The following is an 18,458-nucleotide window of genomic DNA, read 5'->3' as shown; positions in this document are numbered from 1 at the left end:
AATCGCATCCTAAATAAGATATCCGGTTTCAGATAATAATTGAAAGGTGACAAATAACTTGATATCTATTATATTAACCGCTTTCTTCTGTTAGGTTAACTAACCGTGGTTCGTGATCCATCCCACGAAAAAAAACTAGGAATGTAAAATGTTCAAAATTGCCAAAGAGTTCCAATTTGATGCTTGTCACATGTTAGACGGGCATAACAAGAAATGTCATAACCTGCATGGTCATACTTACCGTTTAGTTGTCGAAATTAGTGGTGAACTCATTAGTAAGGGTTCCAGCGAAGATATGGTAATGGATTACGCTGATCTCAAATCCATTGTAAAAAAACATATTATTGATCCGCTCGATCATGCTTATCTTTACCACCAAAATAATGTTAATGAATGCCGTATTGCTACCTTATTGCAAGAAATGGATCGAAAAACATTTGCTTTTCCGTGTCGCACAACCGCTGAAGGAATGAGTCAATACATTTTTGATTGTTTATCGAACTATTTACCCATATCCAAGATTAAACTGTGGGAAACCCCAAGCTCATACTGCGAGTATCAACGGGGTTAACTATGCTTGAGTTTCGTATTGTTGAAATCTTCGAATCACTGCAAGGCGAAGGTTATAATACCGGTATGCCCGCCATTTTTATTCGCTTGGCAGGTTGTAATCTAAATTGTTGTTGGTGTGATACCAATTTTCGCCAATATACCCGTTTCACATTAGATCAACTTCTCGACAAAGTGAAACAGTATAAAAGCAAAAATATCATTATTACGGGTGGCGAGCCAACCTTAGTTAAAGATCTATCTAAATTACTCTTACCCCTTAAACAAGCGGGTTATTTTATTGCTATTGAAAGTAATGGTTTAGGCAAAGTCGACGCTTTAATTGACTATATTGCTCTCAGTCCTAAGTTTTGCTATCAATCACGTTATCAAAAAATAGTTCAGTCAATTGCTAATGAAGTGAGAATCGTTGCTGAAAATCATCCTGACTTCATTTCGTTTTGCCAATATATAGAACAAAATATTCAAGCTAAACGCTATTACTTATCGCCTTGTGAAAGAAATGGCGAGTTTAACATGCATGACACAATCATATTACTTGGACAAATTAATCAAAATCGTATGGAAAATAAATGGTTACTGAATATTCAAACGCATAAATTTGCTAATATTGAATAATTAATCACGAAAAAGCACATCTGTTTACCGTTAACGGCTCATAATTTTGCCCTGAACGATTGTGATGGTTATATAACTTAATAATTTAATAAAGTTTTTGTTACGAAAATAAGAATAACATGTTTGAACTTTGCATACTATTAGCCAAGATTAACTTGCTCAAAACATGAAAGATAAATTTTTAATGAAAATTAACTTAACTTCACTAAGTTAAACACGTAAGAATGATTATTTAGCTGGCAGAAGAGAAGTTTTATATTTTAAGTCACCAAAATAGAATAACTGAGGAACGTCATGATTGGTTTCTTTATTTGCCAGCTAATCTGAGAATGTTTGCACCATTTTTTTAAATATCACTCAAACCAAATCATTGATGCCATTCTTCCTGTTCGGTTTTCTCGTCGATAAGAAAAGAATTTATCTTGTTCTGTATAAGTACAATAATCACCACCAAATATTTTATTTACACCTATTGAATTCAAACGTTGTTTGGCAATTAAGTAGAGATCGGCCAAATATTTTTGCTCTGGTATATTGATTAATTTAAATGCACTTTTTGCTTCTGGATCGATGGCCTCAAATTGTTTTTTTATTTCTTCCCCTACTTCATATTTTTTGGCACTTATGGCTGGTCCCATCCAAACCATAATTTCGGATGGTTTACAGGAGAATTTTTTAACGGTTTCTTCTAAAATTCCATTGCACAATCCTCGCCAACCCGCATGCGCTGCCGCGACCTCATCGCCTTTCGAAGAGCAAAATAATAAAGGCATGCAATCGGCAGTTAACACAACACATACTTGCTTTGCTTGATGAGTATAAGCCGCATCAGCTTCAAATATTTGTTTATTATTAACGATTCCAGTGGGGGGTTGTAATTTTATTTGTGAAATATCAAGGGCGACAGTACTATGAGTTTGATTAAGCCAATAAGGTTCGCTGAGTATCTGTTCAGCGGTAATTAAGCGTTTTCGGTTTTCTGCAACATCATTTATATTATCACCTGTACGCCCTCCCATATTTAAACTTTCAAATGGCGGCATACTGACACCGCCCATTCGTGTTGTGGTCAACGCTCGAACATTTTTCGGCGCAAACCAGTAAGGATAAATCGATTTAATCATTTTTCTTTCACCAATCCAGCTCATGTTTATATAATTCTGTATCTTCTTGTAATGCTTCAACTAGTCTTTGCATATCTTCTGGTATAGGCGCATGCCATTCCATTTGCTCACCCGTTATTGGATGATATAACCTTAACATGGTTGCATGTAATGCTTGCCTATCAAATTCTCGTAATGTGTTAATAAGTGTTTCGCTTGCCCCTTTTGGTGGTCTTGGACGTCCGCCATAAAGAGGATCACCGACCAAAGGATGAGCAATATGTGCTAAATGTACTCGAATTTGGTGTGTTCGTCCAGTTTCTAATCGTAAACGCAATCTTGTATGCAATCGATATTTTTCTAAAACACGATAATGTGTTACAGCAGGTTTTCCTGTCGGAAACACAGCCATATGAGTTCGTTTGGTAGGGTGTCGGGTAATCGGCTGATCTATCGTTCCTCCCGCCGTAATAATACCCATAGCTACCGCTTCATACTCACGGGTTATTTCTCTTAATTGTAGCGATTCGACTAAATGCGTTTGGGCAACGATAGTTTTAGCAACGACCATCAAACCGGTCGTGTCTTTATCCAACCGATGAACAATACCTGCACGTGGAACGCGAGCAATTTCAGGACAGTAATGTAATAACGCATTTAATACTGTGCCATTTGGATTACCTGCACCAGGGTGAACAACTAAATCACGTGGTTTATTTATCACTAAAATATCATCATCTTCATAAACAATATTTAATTTAATATCTTCTGGTTGATGATAAGTCTCTTCTTCAATCTCAGCATGAATAATAATTTTTTCACCACCCAATACTTTCTCTTTGGGTTTATTAACTATCACATCGTTTACTAATACTTTATTATTGATAATCCAGTCTTTAATTCTTGAGCGAGAATAATCGGGGAAAAGTTCTGATAATGCTTGGTCTAAACGCATCCCAAGTTGAGTTGACTCAATTTGATTTGATAATTTTAATTCTTGCATATGTAATTTATCTATTTTAAGCTGATATGTTTTAGAGTATTATATACTAATCATAACGGTTATTGTTTATTTTTTGGATTGGAAACTGAATGAAATTACGCTTACACTCGTTATTGGCTATCGCATTAAGTGGTGTGCTTATTGGTTGTACATCAACAAAGCCTGATGTTGAAAATGTATCAGAGGTTGAACTCCATAGTAAAGCACAAGATGCACTTAATAGTGGTAATTTAAAATCAAGTATTACTGTTTTAGAAGCATTGGATAAAAGTTACCCTTTTGGTCCCTATTCTCAACAAGTTCAACTTGATTTAATTTATGCATATTACAAAACTGCAGATTTACCACTAGCTGTAGCCTTAATAGACCGTTTTTTAAAATTGAATCCGACTCATCCAAATGTTGATTGGGTGATATATATGCGTGGCCTATCTAATATGGCTCAAGATGACAATATGATTCAAGGTTGGTTCAATGTTGATCGTTCAGATCGCGATTCCCAATATGCGATCACGGCTTTTAAAGATTTTTCCTACCTCGTTTCCAGTTTTCCATCAAGTTATTATGCCGCTGATGCACAAAAACGCTTAGTTTTTTTAAAAAATAGAATAGCACGTTATCAGTTAAAAGTGGCTGAATTTTACACCAAACGTGGGGCGTATGTCGCTGTCATTAATCGTGTGACACAAATGCTATCCCTATTTCCCGATACAGATTCAACAAAATCTGCTCTATTGTTAATGCGCAATGCTTATCAAGAATTAGGGTTAACGGCAGAAGTCGAAAATGTTGATAAACTCATTCAAGCTAATCTTGAAAATATGCCCAAAGAGCAACAAAAGTCATTCTTTTCACGGTTTACTAGCGTCTTTAATGGCGGCTAATTAAATTAATCACTTCATATCCAAATTTGTATAAAATCGAGTATGGCTATTTAATTGTTTAAATAGCCATATTAGTATTTTATCATCAAGAAACATTGCCTCGTTACCTTCTGACATATAAATAACGGTATACTCCATGATCATCATTTATATTTGTTAATGCTTTTGTTAGTTCTTGGGTAAGTTTAGTTGATAAAGTTGTATCCGATGAGGATAATGTAAAATCTGGCTTTATAATTTGTTCTTCGACATATTGTATAAATTGAAGAAATTGATCAATATCTTTTTTGGATAAATATATACTTTTTGCCATCATCATATTAATAAGCTTATTGTTAAACTCCAAAATAATCGTTTGATATAGCACTACGGTACTTTTATACATTATTACTGTTTTTAATGCTGACCATTGAAACGTTTGATTCAATGTTTTATGGTCATCAATACTAATCGAATATGAATTGACATTAATCGTCATTTTTTTACGAAACAAGCGAGCAATACATATAGCAAATAGAAAGATAGAAAATAATTCCGGAACAAGCAGTCCAACAATAAAAATGACCTCAAAGTACCGGTTGGGAATCATCGGCATGATCGCATCAGAGAAAAATAAATACATGAGACAACCAAGGACTAAAACACCAAAGCAACAAATGAGTATCATTAAATTTTTAAATGAGCGCTGAGTAAAACAACGAAATTCAAATGTACGATTTTCCATAAGTTATTCCTTATATTTTTTTAGAAATATATCTTAAGTTTTTTTTAAATACTTTGAGAAGAAAAGATTTATTTCTTTTTATTTATATTGTTAACTTTATTGTGTTTAATTCATATAAATATTGGTATCAAATCATTCTTCTTGTTTCTTACATCGTTTATAAAACGTGCCAATAGAGTTACCAAATTATTTTTTATTAGCAATAATAGATAGGACATATATTCATCACATAAGAACAATATTGCCTAGATGAGATTGAAGCCCCAAAAGTCGATGAACTTATTTAAACCAATTTCGAAAATATACCGGTTGAAGAGAAAAATCATTCTTTCTCGTATCTTAAGTGTGTTTAATGATAGCTATTATATTGACCAATTAAAAGACAGTTAACGTTTATCAAAACAGTTGATGGCTATTTAACCATTCAATAGCCATTGTTTTATCACTAATTTACAAACAACATATGCGCATTAGCTACTTTCTGATATAAAGGTAACGATATTCTAAATCATGTGAAACATCCACTAGAAATTCAGCTGTTTTAGATGATAAAGTTTTATCCACCGAGAATAATGTAAAATCTGGTTTGAGAACTTGTTCATGAAGATATTGTGTAAATTCAAAAAATTGATCGATATCTTTTTTGGATAATAGTGGAATTCTTCCCTTTACTATCTGCATATTAATACGCTCATTGTCAAATTCCAGGATAAGTGTCTGATTAATCCAAACAGCGTTTTCGACTTTAAACATTATTACTTTTTGTAATGCTGACCATTGAAACATTTGATTCAATTTTTTATGGTCATCAATATTAATCGAATATGAATTGACATTAAACGTCATTTTGTTACGGAATAAACTCACAATACTTATAGCAAACAAAACGCCAGAAAGTAAGCTCAACACAAGGATTCCACCAAAAAGAATCTCCATAAAATATTGTTTGGGGATCAAAGGCATGACAGCATCAGAGGTAAATAAAAAAATGAGATAACCTGCGACAAATGAAGCAAAGCTAATAACTGATATAACTAAAACAATAAATGAGCGACGAGTGAAACAACGAAATCCAAATGTACGATTTTCCATAAGCTATTCCTTATATTTTTTAGAAATATATCTTAAGTTTTTTTAAATATATTGAGAAGCAAAGATTTATTTCTTTTATTTTGTTAACTCTATTGATTTTAATTCTTATAAATATTGGTATCAAATCATTCTCCTTGTTTCATATATCGTTTGTAAAACGTGCCAATAACCAATACAATTAGCAAATTATTTTTTATTAGCAATAATAGATAGGACATTAATTCGTCATGCAAGAACAATATCGCCCAGATGAGATTGAAGCCAAAGTTCAACAACATTGGCTAGAGAACAAAACATTTCACGTTACTGAAGATGCATCTAAAGAGAAGTATTACTGCTTGTCAATGCTTCCTTATCCTTCAGGTCGTTTGCATCTTGGTCATGTCCGTAATTATACAATCGGTGATACGATCTCACGTTATCAACGTCTAAATGGTAAAAATGTATTACAACCAATAGGTTGGGATGCTTTCGGTTTACCCGCTGAGGGGGCGGCAGTAAAAAACAATACCGCACCAGCAAAATGGACTTACGAAAATATTGCTTACATGAAAAAGCAATTACAATTATTAGGTTTTGGTTATGATTGGGATCGTGAAGTCACCACTTGCCGACCAGAATACTACAAATGGGAACAATGGTTTTTTACTAAACTTTATGAAAAAGGTTTAGTTTACAAAAAGACTTCAGCAGTTAACTGGTGCCCTAACGATCAAACTGTACTGGCGAACGAACAAGTCGTTGAAGGTTGCTGTTGGCGCTGTAATACCCCCGTCGAGCGTAAAGAGATCCCACAATGGTTTATCAAAATTACTGACTATGCCGAAGAGCTACTCAATGATTTAGATACGCTTGAAGATTGGCCAGAACAAGTTAAAACAATGCAACGAAACTGGATTGGTCGTTCTGAAGGGGTCGAATTTGATTTTGCTGTAGAAAACTACAATGATAAATTGCGTGTTTATACAACCCGCCCTGATACCTTAATGGGCGTAAGTTTTGTCTCAGTTGCCGCTGAGCACCCACTAGCACAATTAGCAGCGAAAAATAATCCGAAAATTGCTGAATTTATTGCAGAATGCAAAAATACCAAAACGGCAGAAGCCGATATGGCAACAATGGAGAAAAAAGGCATCGCTACTGGATTTTATGCTATTCACCCGTTAACGGGTAATAAAGTGCCGGTATGGATTGCCAACTTTGTCTTAATTGAATATGGCACTGGTGCTGTGATGGCAGTACCGGGACATGATGAGCGAGATTATGAGTTTGCATCAAAATATAATCTGCCAATTAAACCAGTTATCTTAAATCAAGATGGGCAAGCTCCTGACCTGTCTGAAAATGCTTATACAGAACATGGTAAGCTATTTAACTCGGGTGAATTTGATGGACTTAATTTTGAGCAAGCATTCAATGCGATCGCCGACAAATTGACTGCATTGGGTATTGGTGAGCGTAAAGTCAATTATCGCTTGCGTGATTGGGGTGTTTCCCGTCAACGTTATTGGGGCGCACCAATTCCAATGGTCACCCTTGAAGATGGAACCACCATTCCGACACCAGAAGACCAATTACCGGTTATTTTACCTGAAGACGTCGAAATGAATGGGATCACAAGTCCAATTAAAGCCGATCCAAATTGGGCAAAAACGACTGTTAATGGTCAAGCGGCATTACGAGAAACCGATACCTTTGATACCTTTATGGAATCATCATGGTATTACGCACGTTATACTTGTCCGCACTATGACAAGGGCATGTTAGATGAAAAAGCAGCGAATTACTGGTTACCTGTCGATCAGTACGTTGGTGGTATTGAACATGCCATTATGCATTTACTTTATTTTAGATTCTTCCATAAATTAATGCGTGATTTTGGCTTAGTCAGCTCTGATGAACCAGCTAAACGATTACTTTGTCAAGGAATGGTACTTGCTGATGCATTTTATTATACCAGTCCAACAAACGAACGCATTTGGGTATCACCGACCGAAGTCACCATTGAACGTGATGAAAAAGGTCGCATTTGTAAAGCAATCGACAGCAAAGGCAATGAACTTGTGCATGCAGGTATGACTAAAATGTCGAAATCGAAAAATAACGGCATCGATCCACAAGAAATGGTTGAAAAATATGGTGCTGACACAGTTCGATTATTTATGATGTTTGCCTCGCCTGCTGATATGACGCTTGAATGGCAAGAATCAGGTGTTGAAGGGGCTAACCGTTTTATTAAACGTGTTTGGCGTTTAGTGTATGAATATGCACAGCAAGGTAAAAGTGTCAAATTAGATGTGACACAATTGAATGCTGAACAAAAAACATTGCGTCGTGAACTTCATAAAACCATTGCCAAAGTCAGTGATGATATTGGACGTCGACAAACATTTAATACGGCAATTGCTGCTGTCATGGAGTTTATGAATCGTCTACAAAAAGCACCTTTAGAAAACGATCAAGATTATGCATTAATGAACGAAGCTTTAAACGCGATTGTTCGTTTACTTTATCCAATGATTCCGCATGTCTGTTTTATTATGTGGCAAGCATTAGGGCATAGTGAATCAATCGATGATGCAACATGGCCGATTGCTGATGAATCAGCGATGATTGAAGATGAAAAACTTATCGTAGTACAAATTAATGGTAAAGTTCGGGGCAAATTCACTGTACCTGCTAATGCTGAGCAAGATTTTGTTGTAGAACAAGCTAAACAAGAACCTAATATACAAAAATATTTGGCAGATGTGACTATTCGTAAAGTCATTTATGTACCAGGTAAATTATTGAATTTGGTTGTTGGTTAATATTGTTAATAACGAAAATTGGTGGTAATACTTATGAAAAAATATATCGTCTTAATCATGCTAATGGCAATATCACTGACAGGGTGTGGATTTCATTTGCAAAATGAAACAGAGATACCTGCACGATTTAAAACCATGTCTTACGTAAGTTATGATCCTTATGGTAAATTATCAAGATATGTTAAAGAACTCTTGCATGATAATCATATCACACTAGTCAATGATGATGCTTCAGGCAAATATCCGACACTGAATATCACCAATGAAAATATTGATCGTAATACTATATCGATTTATCAAGACGGTAAAGCTGCTGAATATCAATTAGTTTTAACCGTCCATGCTCAAGCCGTAATCAATGGTAAGCAAATATATCCAATTAATGTACGGATATTCCGTACATTCTTTGATAATCCATCAACGCCATTATCCAAAACAGCAGAGCAGAATTTAATCGAAGACGAAATGTATAGGCAAGCAGCAAAACAGATTATAGGTAAATTAAAATCTGTAGATGCCAAAAAATAACGTTGTTATGATTAAAATCAATGCTGATCAAATTACTAATCACCTAGGATCACCCTATTATTTATTAGTAGGAAGTGATCCCTATTTGCAATATTATGCACAAACTCAATTGCGTCATACTTTTAAACAGAAAGGATTCGATGAGCAACTGACATATACGATAGACAATCAAACCGATTGGTCAGCAATTTATGACAGTTGTCAGGCATTAAATCTATTTTCGAATAACACGCTTATCTTTCTTGATTTTGGTGATAATGCATTAAACACAGCCTTAATAACAAAGCTTAATACACTAAGTGACGTTTTAACCCCTGAAATTGCGCTAATAATCAGTTTAAACAAAATCACTAAAACCCAGGAAAACGCAACATGGTATAAAGCGTTAAACGATAAACTTGTTGTCGTTAATTGCGTCACGCCCGATACCTTACAATTACCTCATTGGATAAAAAGTCATCTTCAGCACAGACAAATAAGCATCGAACCACAAGCGATTGAACTACTTTGTTATTATTATGAAGGTAATTTACTCGCATTAACACAAATTATTGAACAATTAAAATTACTATATCCAAATCATACCATTAGTTATGATCAAGTTGAAAATAACATTAATGATTCGGCTGTATTTACGCCTTATCATTGGATTGATGCCATGGTTGCCAATAAATCTAAACGTGCAACACATATATTACACCAACTAAAAATGAATGATTTGGAACCACTGATTTTAATGCGAATTTTTCAACGAGAGCTAATTCTACTTATTAATTTAAAAAAATCTTCAGAAAAAAAATCGCTTAAACAAGCGTTTGATGAATATAAAATATGGCAAAACAAAAGAGCTTTATATACCGCCTATTTAACGCGTTGTGATATCAAAAATTTATTTACCACTTTGGCAAAATTGACCGATATTGAGATCGGTTTAAAGCATGATAGCCAATTGCAAATTTGGGACAATTTGACCAGTTTGATGATGCAATTTATGGGATTAAATCAATGCTAACCGCTTTATTTGGTGGCACGTTCGATCCTATTCATTATGGTCATCTACGCACTGCAATTTCATTAGCGCAAGAAGTGGGTTTGACACAGATAGTTTTATTACCCAATAAAATACCACCACATAAAGCGCAACCAGAAGCAACCACACAACAGCGTCTGGCAATGTTAGCATTAGCCATTGAAGATTTACCTTTGTTTACCGTTGACACCTGTGAAATTGTTCCTAGCACTGTAAATCGACCTTCTTATACCATCGATACTTTAAAGCAATGGCGTCATAAAAATGGGAAAACCGCATCACTTGCATTCATTATGGGGCAAGATTCATTACTGAATTTGCCCAGTTGGTATAAATGGCAATCATTACTCGATTATTGCCATTTGATTATTTGTCAGCGACCAAATTATGCCGCAAGAACTGATAATGTTGAATTTCAACAATGGATTGATAAAAATCGTACGACTAATATAAAAAATTTGCATGATTCTGCTCAAGGATGTATCTATTTTTCTGATACGCCTTTAGAAAATATTTCAGCAACGCAAATCAGGCAAAAAATTAAGAATCAACAAAGTTGTGAAGGTCTATTACCACTAAAAGTTTGGCAATATATCCACCAACAAGGTCTTTACCAGACAAAGAAAATTTAGAAATGACTTTACTTCTGGGAGTTTTTTCGGCATTATTTTGCGGCGATACTTATATGTTGTAAGTTGAGCTTTTTTATGTTTATACACACTATCATTTTATCTTATGATAAAATACTGAACTAGTCATTTAAGAAAAGCATCCAAAGTTGACTTTTCTTTCCCTCAAAAATAAAAGGGATATCATAAACGAGTTGTGTATAGTTAATTTGTTTTTATTATTAAGAGGCCCCAATGGCAAAAGAAGATAACATTGAAATGCAAGGTACCATACTTGATACTCTTCCTAACACGATGTTTCGTGTTGAACTTGAAAATGGTCATGTCGTTACTGCACATATTTCTGGCAAAATGCGAAAAAACTATATTCGTATTTTAACTGGCGATAAAGTTACTGTTGAAATGACGCCTTACGATCTTTCTAAAGCACGTATCATCTTCCGTAGTCGCTAATATCGTTATCAAACTTGTTATTTAAAAATTAATTAACCTTATTGGTTATTTTTCTCTTTTTTAATAAAATTCCGTCGACATAAATGTCGACGGAAGAGAAATTTTAACCAACTTTCTCAAACTAATCCGTTTGAGAAAAATCCATATCTTCGTATTTCACCCATTTAGTTTTCTTCACAATCTTATAACCCAAATAAATAATAAAGAATAACGGGATACCAACATAAGTCGCTATTACACCATTCCAATCAATGGTATCTTGTAAAAATGCTTCATAGTTTTGCCCAAGGGTGATGGTGAGACAAAGTACAAAAGCAAATATAGGGCCAAAAGGGAAACAACTTGAACGATAAGGTAATTTATTCACATCAAAACCTTGAGCCATGTATCCTTTTCTGAATCGATAATGACTAATCGCAATCCCAAGCCAAGCAATAAATCCGGTCATCCCCGACATATTAAGAAGCCATAAATAAACTTCTTGATCTTTATACATTGATGTTAAAAAACATAACATAGCAACAAATGTTGTGGCTAATAATGCAAATCGAGGCACACCCGTTGAAGATAATCTTGAAAAGATTTTAGGTGCTTTTCCTTCTTTTGCTAAGGCATATAGCATACGTGTCGAGGCATATAGACCAGAATTACCTGCGGATAAGACTGACGTTAGAATAACCGCATTCATTATGGCTGCTGCCGATAATAAGCCCGCATGTTGGAATACTAATGTAAATGGGCTGACACTAATGTCGGTCTCTTCATTACGAAGTAAATTAGGATCGGTATAAGGAATAATTAAACTGATGACTAAAATTGCAAAAATATAAAATAGCAAAATACGCCAAAAAACTTGTTTCATGGCTTTAGGAATATTTTTTTCAGGATCTTTTGATTCACCGGCTGCAATACCAATGAGTTCTGTGCCTTGGAATGAAAAACCAACCACCATAGCAACACCAATCATCGAAGAAAAGCCACCAACAAAAGGCGCATCACCAACAGTCCAATTTTGCCAACCAGTGCTTTCACTCCCACGTAAAATACCGACAATCATTAATAAGCCAACTGCAATAAAAATGATAACAGTCACAACTTTAATTAATGAGAACCAGAACTCAGCTTCGCCAAAACCTTTGACAGAAATATAATTTAAACAGAAGATAATGCTTAAGAATAGCAAACTCCAAAGCCAACTATACGCTCCGGCATCAAACCAATACGAAATGACCAACTGCGCAGCAACCAGATCAACCGCGACGGTAATTGCCCAGTTGTACCAATAATTCCAACCAATCGCAAATCCGAACGCCTCGTCAACATAACGCGCGCCATAAGTCGCAAATGTCCCAGATACAGGTAAATATGCTGCAAGTTCACCAAGGCTGGTCATTAAAAAGTACACCATTACACCAATAATGGCATAGGAAAGCAAAGCACCGCCAGGCCCTGCCTGTGCAACTGTCGCACCGGATGCAACAAAAAGCCCTGTCCCAATTGAACCACCGATTGCAATCATGGCTAAATGGCGAGCCTTTAAATCCCGTTTTAATTTATTTTTCATAACAAAAATCTTCTTTTAAAGAGAGTAAAGGTAATTAAGAAAACTTCAGTTTCCAATCGGTTATTTTAACAAATTGATAGAAAACACTATTTATCTTAATTATTGTGTATATTTATCATTAAATAATGAAATGCGGTGAAGTGTATCAAAAAAAAAACAACACGAGATAAATAATTCTAATAATAGCGCAAGTTTGTTAAATATTAGCAATATTCAAGCGCTAGTGACCTGTTCTAATTGAGTTAAATAATCTAAAGCTTGTTTACGATTACTGCCACACATTTCCATACACGGCTTTAATCGACAACAAACCCTTGGTCTGGAGGATTGTCCAAAGAGTTGACATTGAAAACGACTATCTAAATGGATACAGGGCACGCCGGCAGGCTTGCCATTGGGCATTCCGGGAATAATGGACGAGATCGAAGGTGCAATACAGCAGGCCCCACAATTTTGACGACATTTAACCAATTCTGTCATAAGATTCCTTTAATTTAAGGAACATCGATAAATTTTGATGGTGACAATAGCAAGATAGCGGTAAAATAGCGAGCTAAATTTTAAATTCAATTTTAAAACCTTACAAAGAAACTATTATGGCAAAAGCAAATGAAATAAAACGTGGCGATGCCGTCACTTATAATGGCAAATTATTACTGGTTAAAGACATTGATGTTCAAAGTCCAAGTGCCCGTGGTGCAAGTACACTCTATAAAATGCGTTTTACCGATGTCAAGACAGGCGGTAAAGTTGAAGAGCGATTTAAAGGTGACGATATTATCGAAACCATTGAACTTTTTCGACGTCCAGTCAGCTTTTCCTATATCGATGGTGATGAATATGTCTTTATGGACAATGAAGACTATACGCCATTTATTTTCAAAAAAGCACAAATTGAAGAAGAACTTCTTTTTATTCCAGAAGGTGGCATGAACGGCATTCAAGTACTCATGACTGATGGTGAAGTCGTTGCATTGGAATTACCACAAACGGTTGATCTAGAAATTATTGAGACCTCACCAAGTATCAAAGGGGCATCAGCAAGTGCTCGCACTAAACCAGCCACATTATCAACAGGACTTGTTATTCAAGTTCCAGAATATATTGATAACAATGAAAAGGTCAAAATTCATATCGCCGAACGTCGTTATATGGGACGATCAGAATAACGTATTAATTTGTCATGAAAACCTATAATCAAAACAAACTCCATAAACGATTGCGTCGCCTTACTGGTGAAGCGATCGCTGATTTTAATATGATCGAAGAAGGCGATCGTATTATGGTCTGTTTATCAGGCGGTAAAGATAGTTATACCTTGCTTGATATTTTATTAAATTTAAAGATCAGTGCGCCTATTAATTTTGATCTTATTGCCGTTAATTTAGATCAAAAGCAACCGGGATTTCCTGAGCATGTATTACCGCAATACCTTGAGTCATTAGGCATTGAATATAAAATAGTTCAAGAAAATACCTATGGTATTGTCAAAGAAAAAATACCAGAAGGTAAAACAACTTGTTCGCTTTGTTCACGTCTGCGCCGTGGAATTTTATATCGCACCGCAACCGAACTGGGCGCCACAAAAATTGCCTTAGGTCATCATCGTGACGATATTTTAGAAACCTTGTTTTTAAATATGTTCTACGGCGGTAAACTAAAAGCAATGCCACCCAAATTAATGAATGATTCAGGTGAACATATCATTATTCGTCCGCTTGCGTATTGCAAAGAAAAAGACATTGCAAAATATGCTGAAATTAAGCAATTCCCAATTATTCCTTGTAACCTTTGTGGTTCACAGCCCAATTTACAACGTCAAGTGATTAAAGAGATGCTTAATGAATGGGATAAAAAATATCCCGGACGCATTGAAACCATGTTCCGTGCAACCCAAAATATCACCTTATCGCATCTTTGTGATACTTCACTTTTTGATTTCAAAGGAATTAAAAAGGGGGATCACGTAATTGATGGAGGAGATATAGCATTTGATCACGAAGATATGCCCCAATCGATTGGATTTGATGCATCCGACCTTGAAGATCAAGACATGATCTTATGGAAAGAAGTTAAATAAATCTTTATATTATCGCTATTTTGTAAAATTATCCCACTCAACACTTTAGTGGGATAACAAATCTAAAACATCATTTTTTCGTCAATTTTAATAGCGTTAACTCACTGATAACATTCAATCGATTATTCTATCGATAAAGTTTAAATTGATTATCAACATTAATATTTTTCAATTTATTAACCATTTAGACCAACTCTGATTGACGATTTGTTTTTCCTCAACAAAACAGGAGTTATCAACCGTGCTGGGTAATAGTTGTAATGATAATTGATGAATTTCGTTACGCATATCTATATAAGCTTGAGTGAGCTTTTGGGCTTCATCCTGTTCCATAATCTGATAATTAGCGGCTAATTCTAATATCCGAACATTATCGCTCCAAGTTGTCATTTTAGGATAATGATGTGCGTAATTAAGCACAAGATACTGTGATAAAAATTCAATATCCCCTATTCCACCCTGATCAATTTTTAAATTAAATAAATCTGGTTGAGTTGACCCCAAATGAGTACGCATTTTTTCACGCATTTCTCTAACTTCGGTTTTTAATTGATGTTCATCACGTACTTTACAAAGCACTTTATGTCGGATTTGTTTAAAACGCTCAATAAGTTCAACTTCGCCATAAATGGCTCTAGCGCGAACTAATGCTTGATGCTCCCAAGTCCATGCGTCTTGCATTTGATAGTCCTCAAAAGCAGCTAAACTGCAAGCTAATAAACCCGCTTCCCCTTGCGGACGTAAACGAACATCAACTTCATACAAAATACCAAAACTGGTACGTACATTGAATAAATGGATAATACGCTGAACTAAGCGAAGATAGAATTGACGACTATCTATCTGTTTTTCACCCCTAGTCATACTGTTAACAGGACAGTCATGTAAAAAAACTAAATCTAAATCCGACCCATAACCCAGCTCCCAACCGCCCAATTTACCATACGCAATAACCACTAAACCTTTATGGTCATCAGTAAGATGTTCTGGCTTGCCATATCGAACTATCATTTGATGCCATGCCATTTGAACAACAAAATCAAGGAGAGCTTCGGCCACAAACGTTAAATGATCACTCACTTTCATGGTGGTTAATACATGCGCAACATCGGCTGCGGCAATATGCAATAATTGCATTTGCTTGAACTGGCGTAGCGCTTCAAGTTGTTGTTCTTCATCATCAACTTGAATGCGAAGCAAATATTGATAAAGTTCACTTTTATATTCATTAGGGGCAACCGTTTGATAAAGTGAATGAATATCGATCAGTTCATCTAACAAGATCGGATAATGTGCCAACTGATCACTAATCATTGGAGAAGCACTACACAACCGAATTAACTGCTTCAATGCGGTAGGATATTCAAGTAATAATTCTAAATAGGTGGTACGGCTAACAATATTGACTAACAAAGGAAAAATTCTTGCTAACACAATTAAGGCATTTTTTTCATTGCAGAGTATTTCTAATAATCTCGGCATAAGTTGATCGAGGATTTCTCGCCCACGCACACCTATTGTCCGTTTACCAATATCATTGCGAAATTGTAACAACAATTGACAAAGCTGATTTGCCGTTTGATCACAATAGTTAGGTAACACCGCTTTGACATCACTTAATTCTAAGTCTGGTACCCATAAATCATCAAACTTATCATTATATTGTTTAGACTGGGTGGATTCGGACTGTTCATCACCGATTAATTCATTGAATATTTCACGGTTGATCAACATTCTTTTTGCCAAGTCTTGTTCAAAATTTTCCCAATTGTCAAACCCCATACTGATTGCTAAACGCATTTGATCTAGTTCATTGTCTGGCAAAGTTTGGGTTTGCTCATCATTAATCGCTTGTAAAAGGTTTTCACAACGACGTAAAAAAAGATAATTTTCTCGAAGTAAAATCACTTCACTGAGTTTCAGTAATGATTCTTGTTCAATAACCTGCAAAGCACTTAATAACGAACGTGTCTGCAATCCAACCACTCGACCACCTCGAATAAGTTGAAAGACTTGAACGATAAACTCAATTTCCCGAATGCCGCCAGCGCCAAGTTTAATATTGTTTTTTAAGCCACGACGACGGACTTCTCGCTCAATCATACTTTTCATGTTTCGCAGTGACTGTAAAACACTAAAATCGATATAACGGCGATAAATAAAAGGTTTAAGCATTTGATAGAGTTCTTGGGTATAAGGATCATGTTGGTCACCTAACACCTTTGCTTTCACCATTGCATAACGTTCCCAATCTCGACCTTGTTCTTGATAATAATCTTCCATAGAAGAAAAGCTAAGAACCAATGGACCGCCATCGCCTAAAGGGCGTAAACGCATATCAACACGGTAAACAAATCCATCTTCTGTAATCTGATCAAGCGTTTTAATTAAACGTTGTCCTAAACGCGTAAAAAAAACCGCATTATCCATTTCTCGACGTCCACCTTGTGTCTGTCCATGTTCTGGATAAGTGAAAATCAAATCAATATCAGACGAAAAGTTTAGCTCGCCACCACCCAATTTACCCATACCTAAAATCAATAACGGTTGGGGTTTACCTTGCATATTGCTTGGCGTTCCCCATTCTTGACAACTTAATGAATAGAGCCAATCACGAGCCGTTACAACAATTATTTCTGCCAATTCACTGAGTTGTAACAAAATCTGTTCATCACTGCTTGCCTTTATTAATTGAGACCATGCCAGACGAATTAGCATTTTATGGCGAAATTGCCTTAATATTTTCATTAACGAGGCTTCATCTATGACTGAAACTAACTGTTCATTCAACCAAGATTGATAATATTGTCTTTCATCTGCCAGTGGTGGGTTTTGTACAAAATCAGTAAGCCAATGTGGAAAACGAGAAAATGCCTCAACAAGAAAATTACTTTGGACTAAAATATCAAGGTTTGCTTGTACCAGTACTGGATCGCAATGTTGAAGCTGATTGATAACGCTTTGCTTTTGATCTTTAAAAAGATTAGATTGGGGCATTTTTTCTGTCTCACACAAGGTATTATCGGGTTTGATTTGTTAGATCATTGCATCAACGCCATTTACTATAACCGAAAACATAATCTATGTATTTCTTTAAAACTCATTTTCACCAATACATCTATAACAACTTGTATTATTGCGTGATATTAATTTTATTCTTTTTTGAATCAAATAACAGTTTAGTCATAATTCTAACCAGTATCGAACTTAAAATAAACACCATTGCTATCGTTATCCATGTATAACACAATGAAAAGTTATTGTAGAATCTATAAAATGCTCGACAATATTTATCCAGAAAAACAGATACCCAAAAAATTATTGCAACCAAGATACAATTGAAAATAAATATACATAGCGAACTAAATAC

At 35.3% G+C, this 18,458-nt stretch carries 16 protein-coding genes, 1 pseudogene and 1 riboswitch; of the genes and pseudogenes, 10 read left to right on the top strand and 7 right to left on the bottom strand.

The window, feature by feature from the left end; all coding sequences use genetic code 11:
• The first annotated feature begins 99 nt into the window (after positions 1 to 99).
• Positions 100 to 145, top strand: a riboswitch (PreQ1 riboswitch).
• Between the two features lie 3 nt (positions 146 to 148).
• Together queD and ACGH4F_RS06665 are read left to right on the top strand one after the other, a co-directional pair.
• Positions 149 to 571 carry a 6-carboxytetrahydropterin synthase QueD gene (gene queD, locus ACGH4F_RS06670; protein ID WP_411590541.1) on the top strand — a complete coding sequence of 141 codons (423 nt, stop codon included), beginning with the start codon at positions 149 to 151 and terminating at the stop codon, positions 569 to 571.
• Positions 572 to 573: 2 nt separating this feature from the next.
• Entirely contained in the window at positions 574 to 1,188 is a 615-nt protein-coding gene (locus tag ACGH4F_RS06665) for a 7-carboxy-7-deazaguanine synthase QueE (protein WP_411590539.1), read from the top strand.
• A 353-nt stretch (positions 1,189 to 1,541) separates the two neighbouring features.
• Here ACGH4F_RS06665 and pgeF read toward each other — a convergent pair whose 3' ends face one another.
• Positions 1,542 to 2,309 carry a peptidoglycan editing factor PgeF gene (pgeF, locus tag ACGH4F_RS06660; protein WP_411590561.1) on the bottom strand — a complete coding sequence of 256 codons (768 nt, stop codon included), beginning with the start codon at positions 2,307 to 2,309 and terminating at the stop codon, positions 1,542 to 1,544.
• 10 nt (positions 2,310 to 2,319) lie between these two features.
• Positions 2,320 to 3,294, bottom strand: coding sequence for a 23S rRNA pseudouridine(1911/1915/1917) synthase RluD (gene rluD, locus ACGH4F_RS06655; RefSeq protein ID WP_411590537.1), 975 nt, complete (start codon positions 3,292 to 3,294; stop codon positions 2,320 to 2,322).
• Positions 3,295 to 3,383: 89 nt separating this feature from the next.
• Between rluD and bamD the strand changes: the two are divergent.
• Positions 3,384 to 4,106: pseudogene (gene bamD, locus ACGH4F_RS06650) on the top strand (outer membrane protein assembly factor BamD); the annotation flags it as partial.
• Positions 4,107 to 4,281: 175 nt separating this feature from the next.
• On the opposite strand, the gene ACGH4F_RS06645 reads toward bamD, so the two are convergent.
• Together ACGH4F_RS06645 and ACGH4F_RS06640 are read right to left on the bottom strand one after the other, a co-directional pair.
• The gene (locus ACGH4F_RS06645; RefSeq protein ID WP_065559308.1) at positions 4,282 to 4,902 is read right to left on the bottom strand and encodes a hypothetical protein; all 621 of its coding nucleotides are present in this window, start codon (positions 4,900 to 4,902) and stop codon (positions 4,282 to 4,284) included.
• Between the two features lie 474 nt (positions 4,903 to 5,376).
• A complete protein-coding gene (locus tag ACGH4F_RS06640) occupies positions 5,377 to 5,994 on the bottom strand; it encodes a hypothetical protein (protein WP_411590535.1) in 618 nt (205 codons plus the stop codon).
• Between the two features lie 227 nt (positions 5,995 to 6,221).
• Between ACGH4F_RS06640 and leuS the strand changes: the two genes are divergently transcribed.
• The 5 genes from leuS to infA all read left to right on the top strand — a co-directional run bounded on the left by leuS (position 6,222) and on the right by infA (position 11,444).
• A complete protein-coding gene (leuS, locus tag ACGH4F_RS06635) occupies positions 6,222 to 8,804 on the top strand; it encodes a leucine--tRNA ligase (protein ID WP_267380744.1) in 2,583 nt (860 codons plus the stop codon).
• A gap of 33 nt (positions 8,805 to 8,837) precedes the next feature.
• On the top strand, positions 8,838 to 9,332 hold the full coding sequence (gene lptE, locus ACGH4F_RS06630) for an LPS assembly lipoprotein LptE (RefSeq protein WP_267352465.1): 495 nt from the start codon (positions 8,838 to 8,840) through the stop codon (positions 9,330 to 9,332).
• Between the two features lie 7 nt (positions 9,333 to 9,339).
• Positions 9,340 to 10,344 (top strand): DNA polymerase III subunit delta, encoded by a 1,005-nt coding sequence (gene holA, locus ACGH4F_RS06625; protein WP_411590533.1) that lies wholly within the window; start codon positions 9,340 to 9,342, stop codon positions 10,342 to 10,344.
• Positions 10,338 to 10,994 carry a nicotinate-nucleotide adenylyltransferase gene (nadD, locus tag ACGH4F_RS06620; protein ID WP_411590531.1) on the top strand — a complete coding sequence of 219 codons (657 nt, stop codon included), beginning with the start codon at positions 10,338 to 10,340 and terminating at the stop codon, positions 10,992 to 10,994. Before holA ends, nadD begins: the two co-directional genes overlap by 7 nt.
• A 231-nt stretch (positions 10,995 to 11,225) precedes the next feature.
• Entirely contained in the window at positions 11,226 to 11,444 is a 219-nt protein-coding gene (gene infA / locus ACGH4F_RS06615; RefSeq protein ID WP_025315083.1) for a translation initiation factor IF-1, read from the top strand.
• Between the two features lie 121 nt (positions 11,445 to 11,565).
• On the opposite strand, the gene ACGH4F_RS06610 is transcribed toward infA, so the two are convergent.
• A complete protein-coding gene (locus ACGH4F_RS06610; protein WP_267360167.1) occupies positions 11,566 to 13,008 on the bottom strand; it encodes an amino acid permease in 1,443 nt (480 codons plus the stop codon).
• A 213-nt stretch (positions 13,009 to 13,221) separates the two neighbouring features.
• The gene (locus tag ACGH4F_RS06605) at positions 13,222 to 13,488 is read right to left on the bottom strand and encodes a YkgJ family cysteine cluster protein (RefSeq protein ID WP_411590529.1); all 267 of its coding nucleotides are present in this window, start codon (positions 13,486 to 13,488) and stop codon (positions 13,222 to 13,224) included.
• 116 nt (positions 13,489 to 13,604) lie between these two features.
• Here ACGH4F_RS06605 and yeiP point away from each other — a divergent pair, with 116 nt between their 5' ends.
• Together yeiP and ttcA are read left to right on the top strand one after the other, a co-directional pair.
• Positions 13,605 to 14,177 carry an elongation factor P-like protein YeiP gene (gene yeiP / locus ACGH4F_RS06600; protein WP_411590527.1) on the top strand — a complete coding sequence of 191 codons (573 nt, stop codon included), beginning with the start codon at positions 13,605 to 13,607 and terminating at the stop codon, positions 14,175 to 14,177.
• 14 nt (positions 14,178 to 14,191) lie between these two features.
• Complete coding sequence (gene ttcA, locus ACGH4F_RS06595; RefSeq protein WP_411590526.1) at positions 14,192 to 15,088, top strand: tRNA 2-thiocytidine(32) synthetase TtcA; 897 nt, start codon at positions 14,192 to 14,194, stop codon at positions 15,086 to 15,088.
• Between the two features lie 168 nt (positions 15,089 to 15,256).
• Here the strand turns inward: ttcA and glnE are convergent, their stop codons facing one another.
• Positions 15,257 to 18,085, bottom strand: a complete 2,829-nt coding sequence (gene glnE / locus ACGH4F_RS06590; RefSeq protein ID WP_411590525.1) for a bifunctional [glutamate--ammonia ligase]-adenylyl-L-tyrosine phosphorylase/[glutamate--ammonia-ligase] adenylyltransferase — start codon at positions 18,083 to 18,085, stop codon at positions 15,257 to 15,259.
• Between the last annotated feature and the right edge of the window lie 373 nt (positions 18,086 to 18,458).

It is taken from the genome of Gilliamella sp. CG35 (assembly GCF_046635745.1).
In the GTDB taxonomy this organism is placed as follows: domain Bacteria; phylum Pseudomonadota; class Gammaproteobacteria; order Enterobacterales; family Orbaceae; genus Gilliamella; species Gilliamella apicola_I.
Note: the sequence above shows the minus strand (reverse complement) of the source record. Positions and strands in the feature narration are given on the sequence as shown.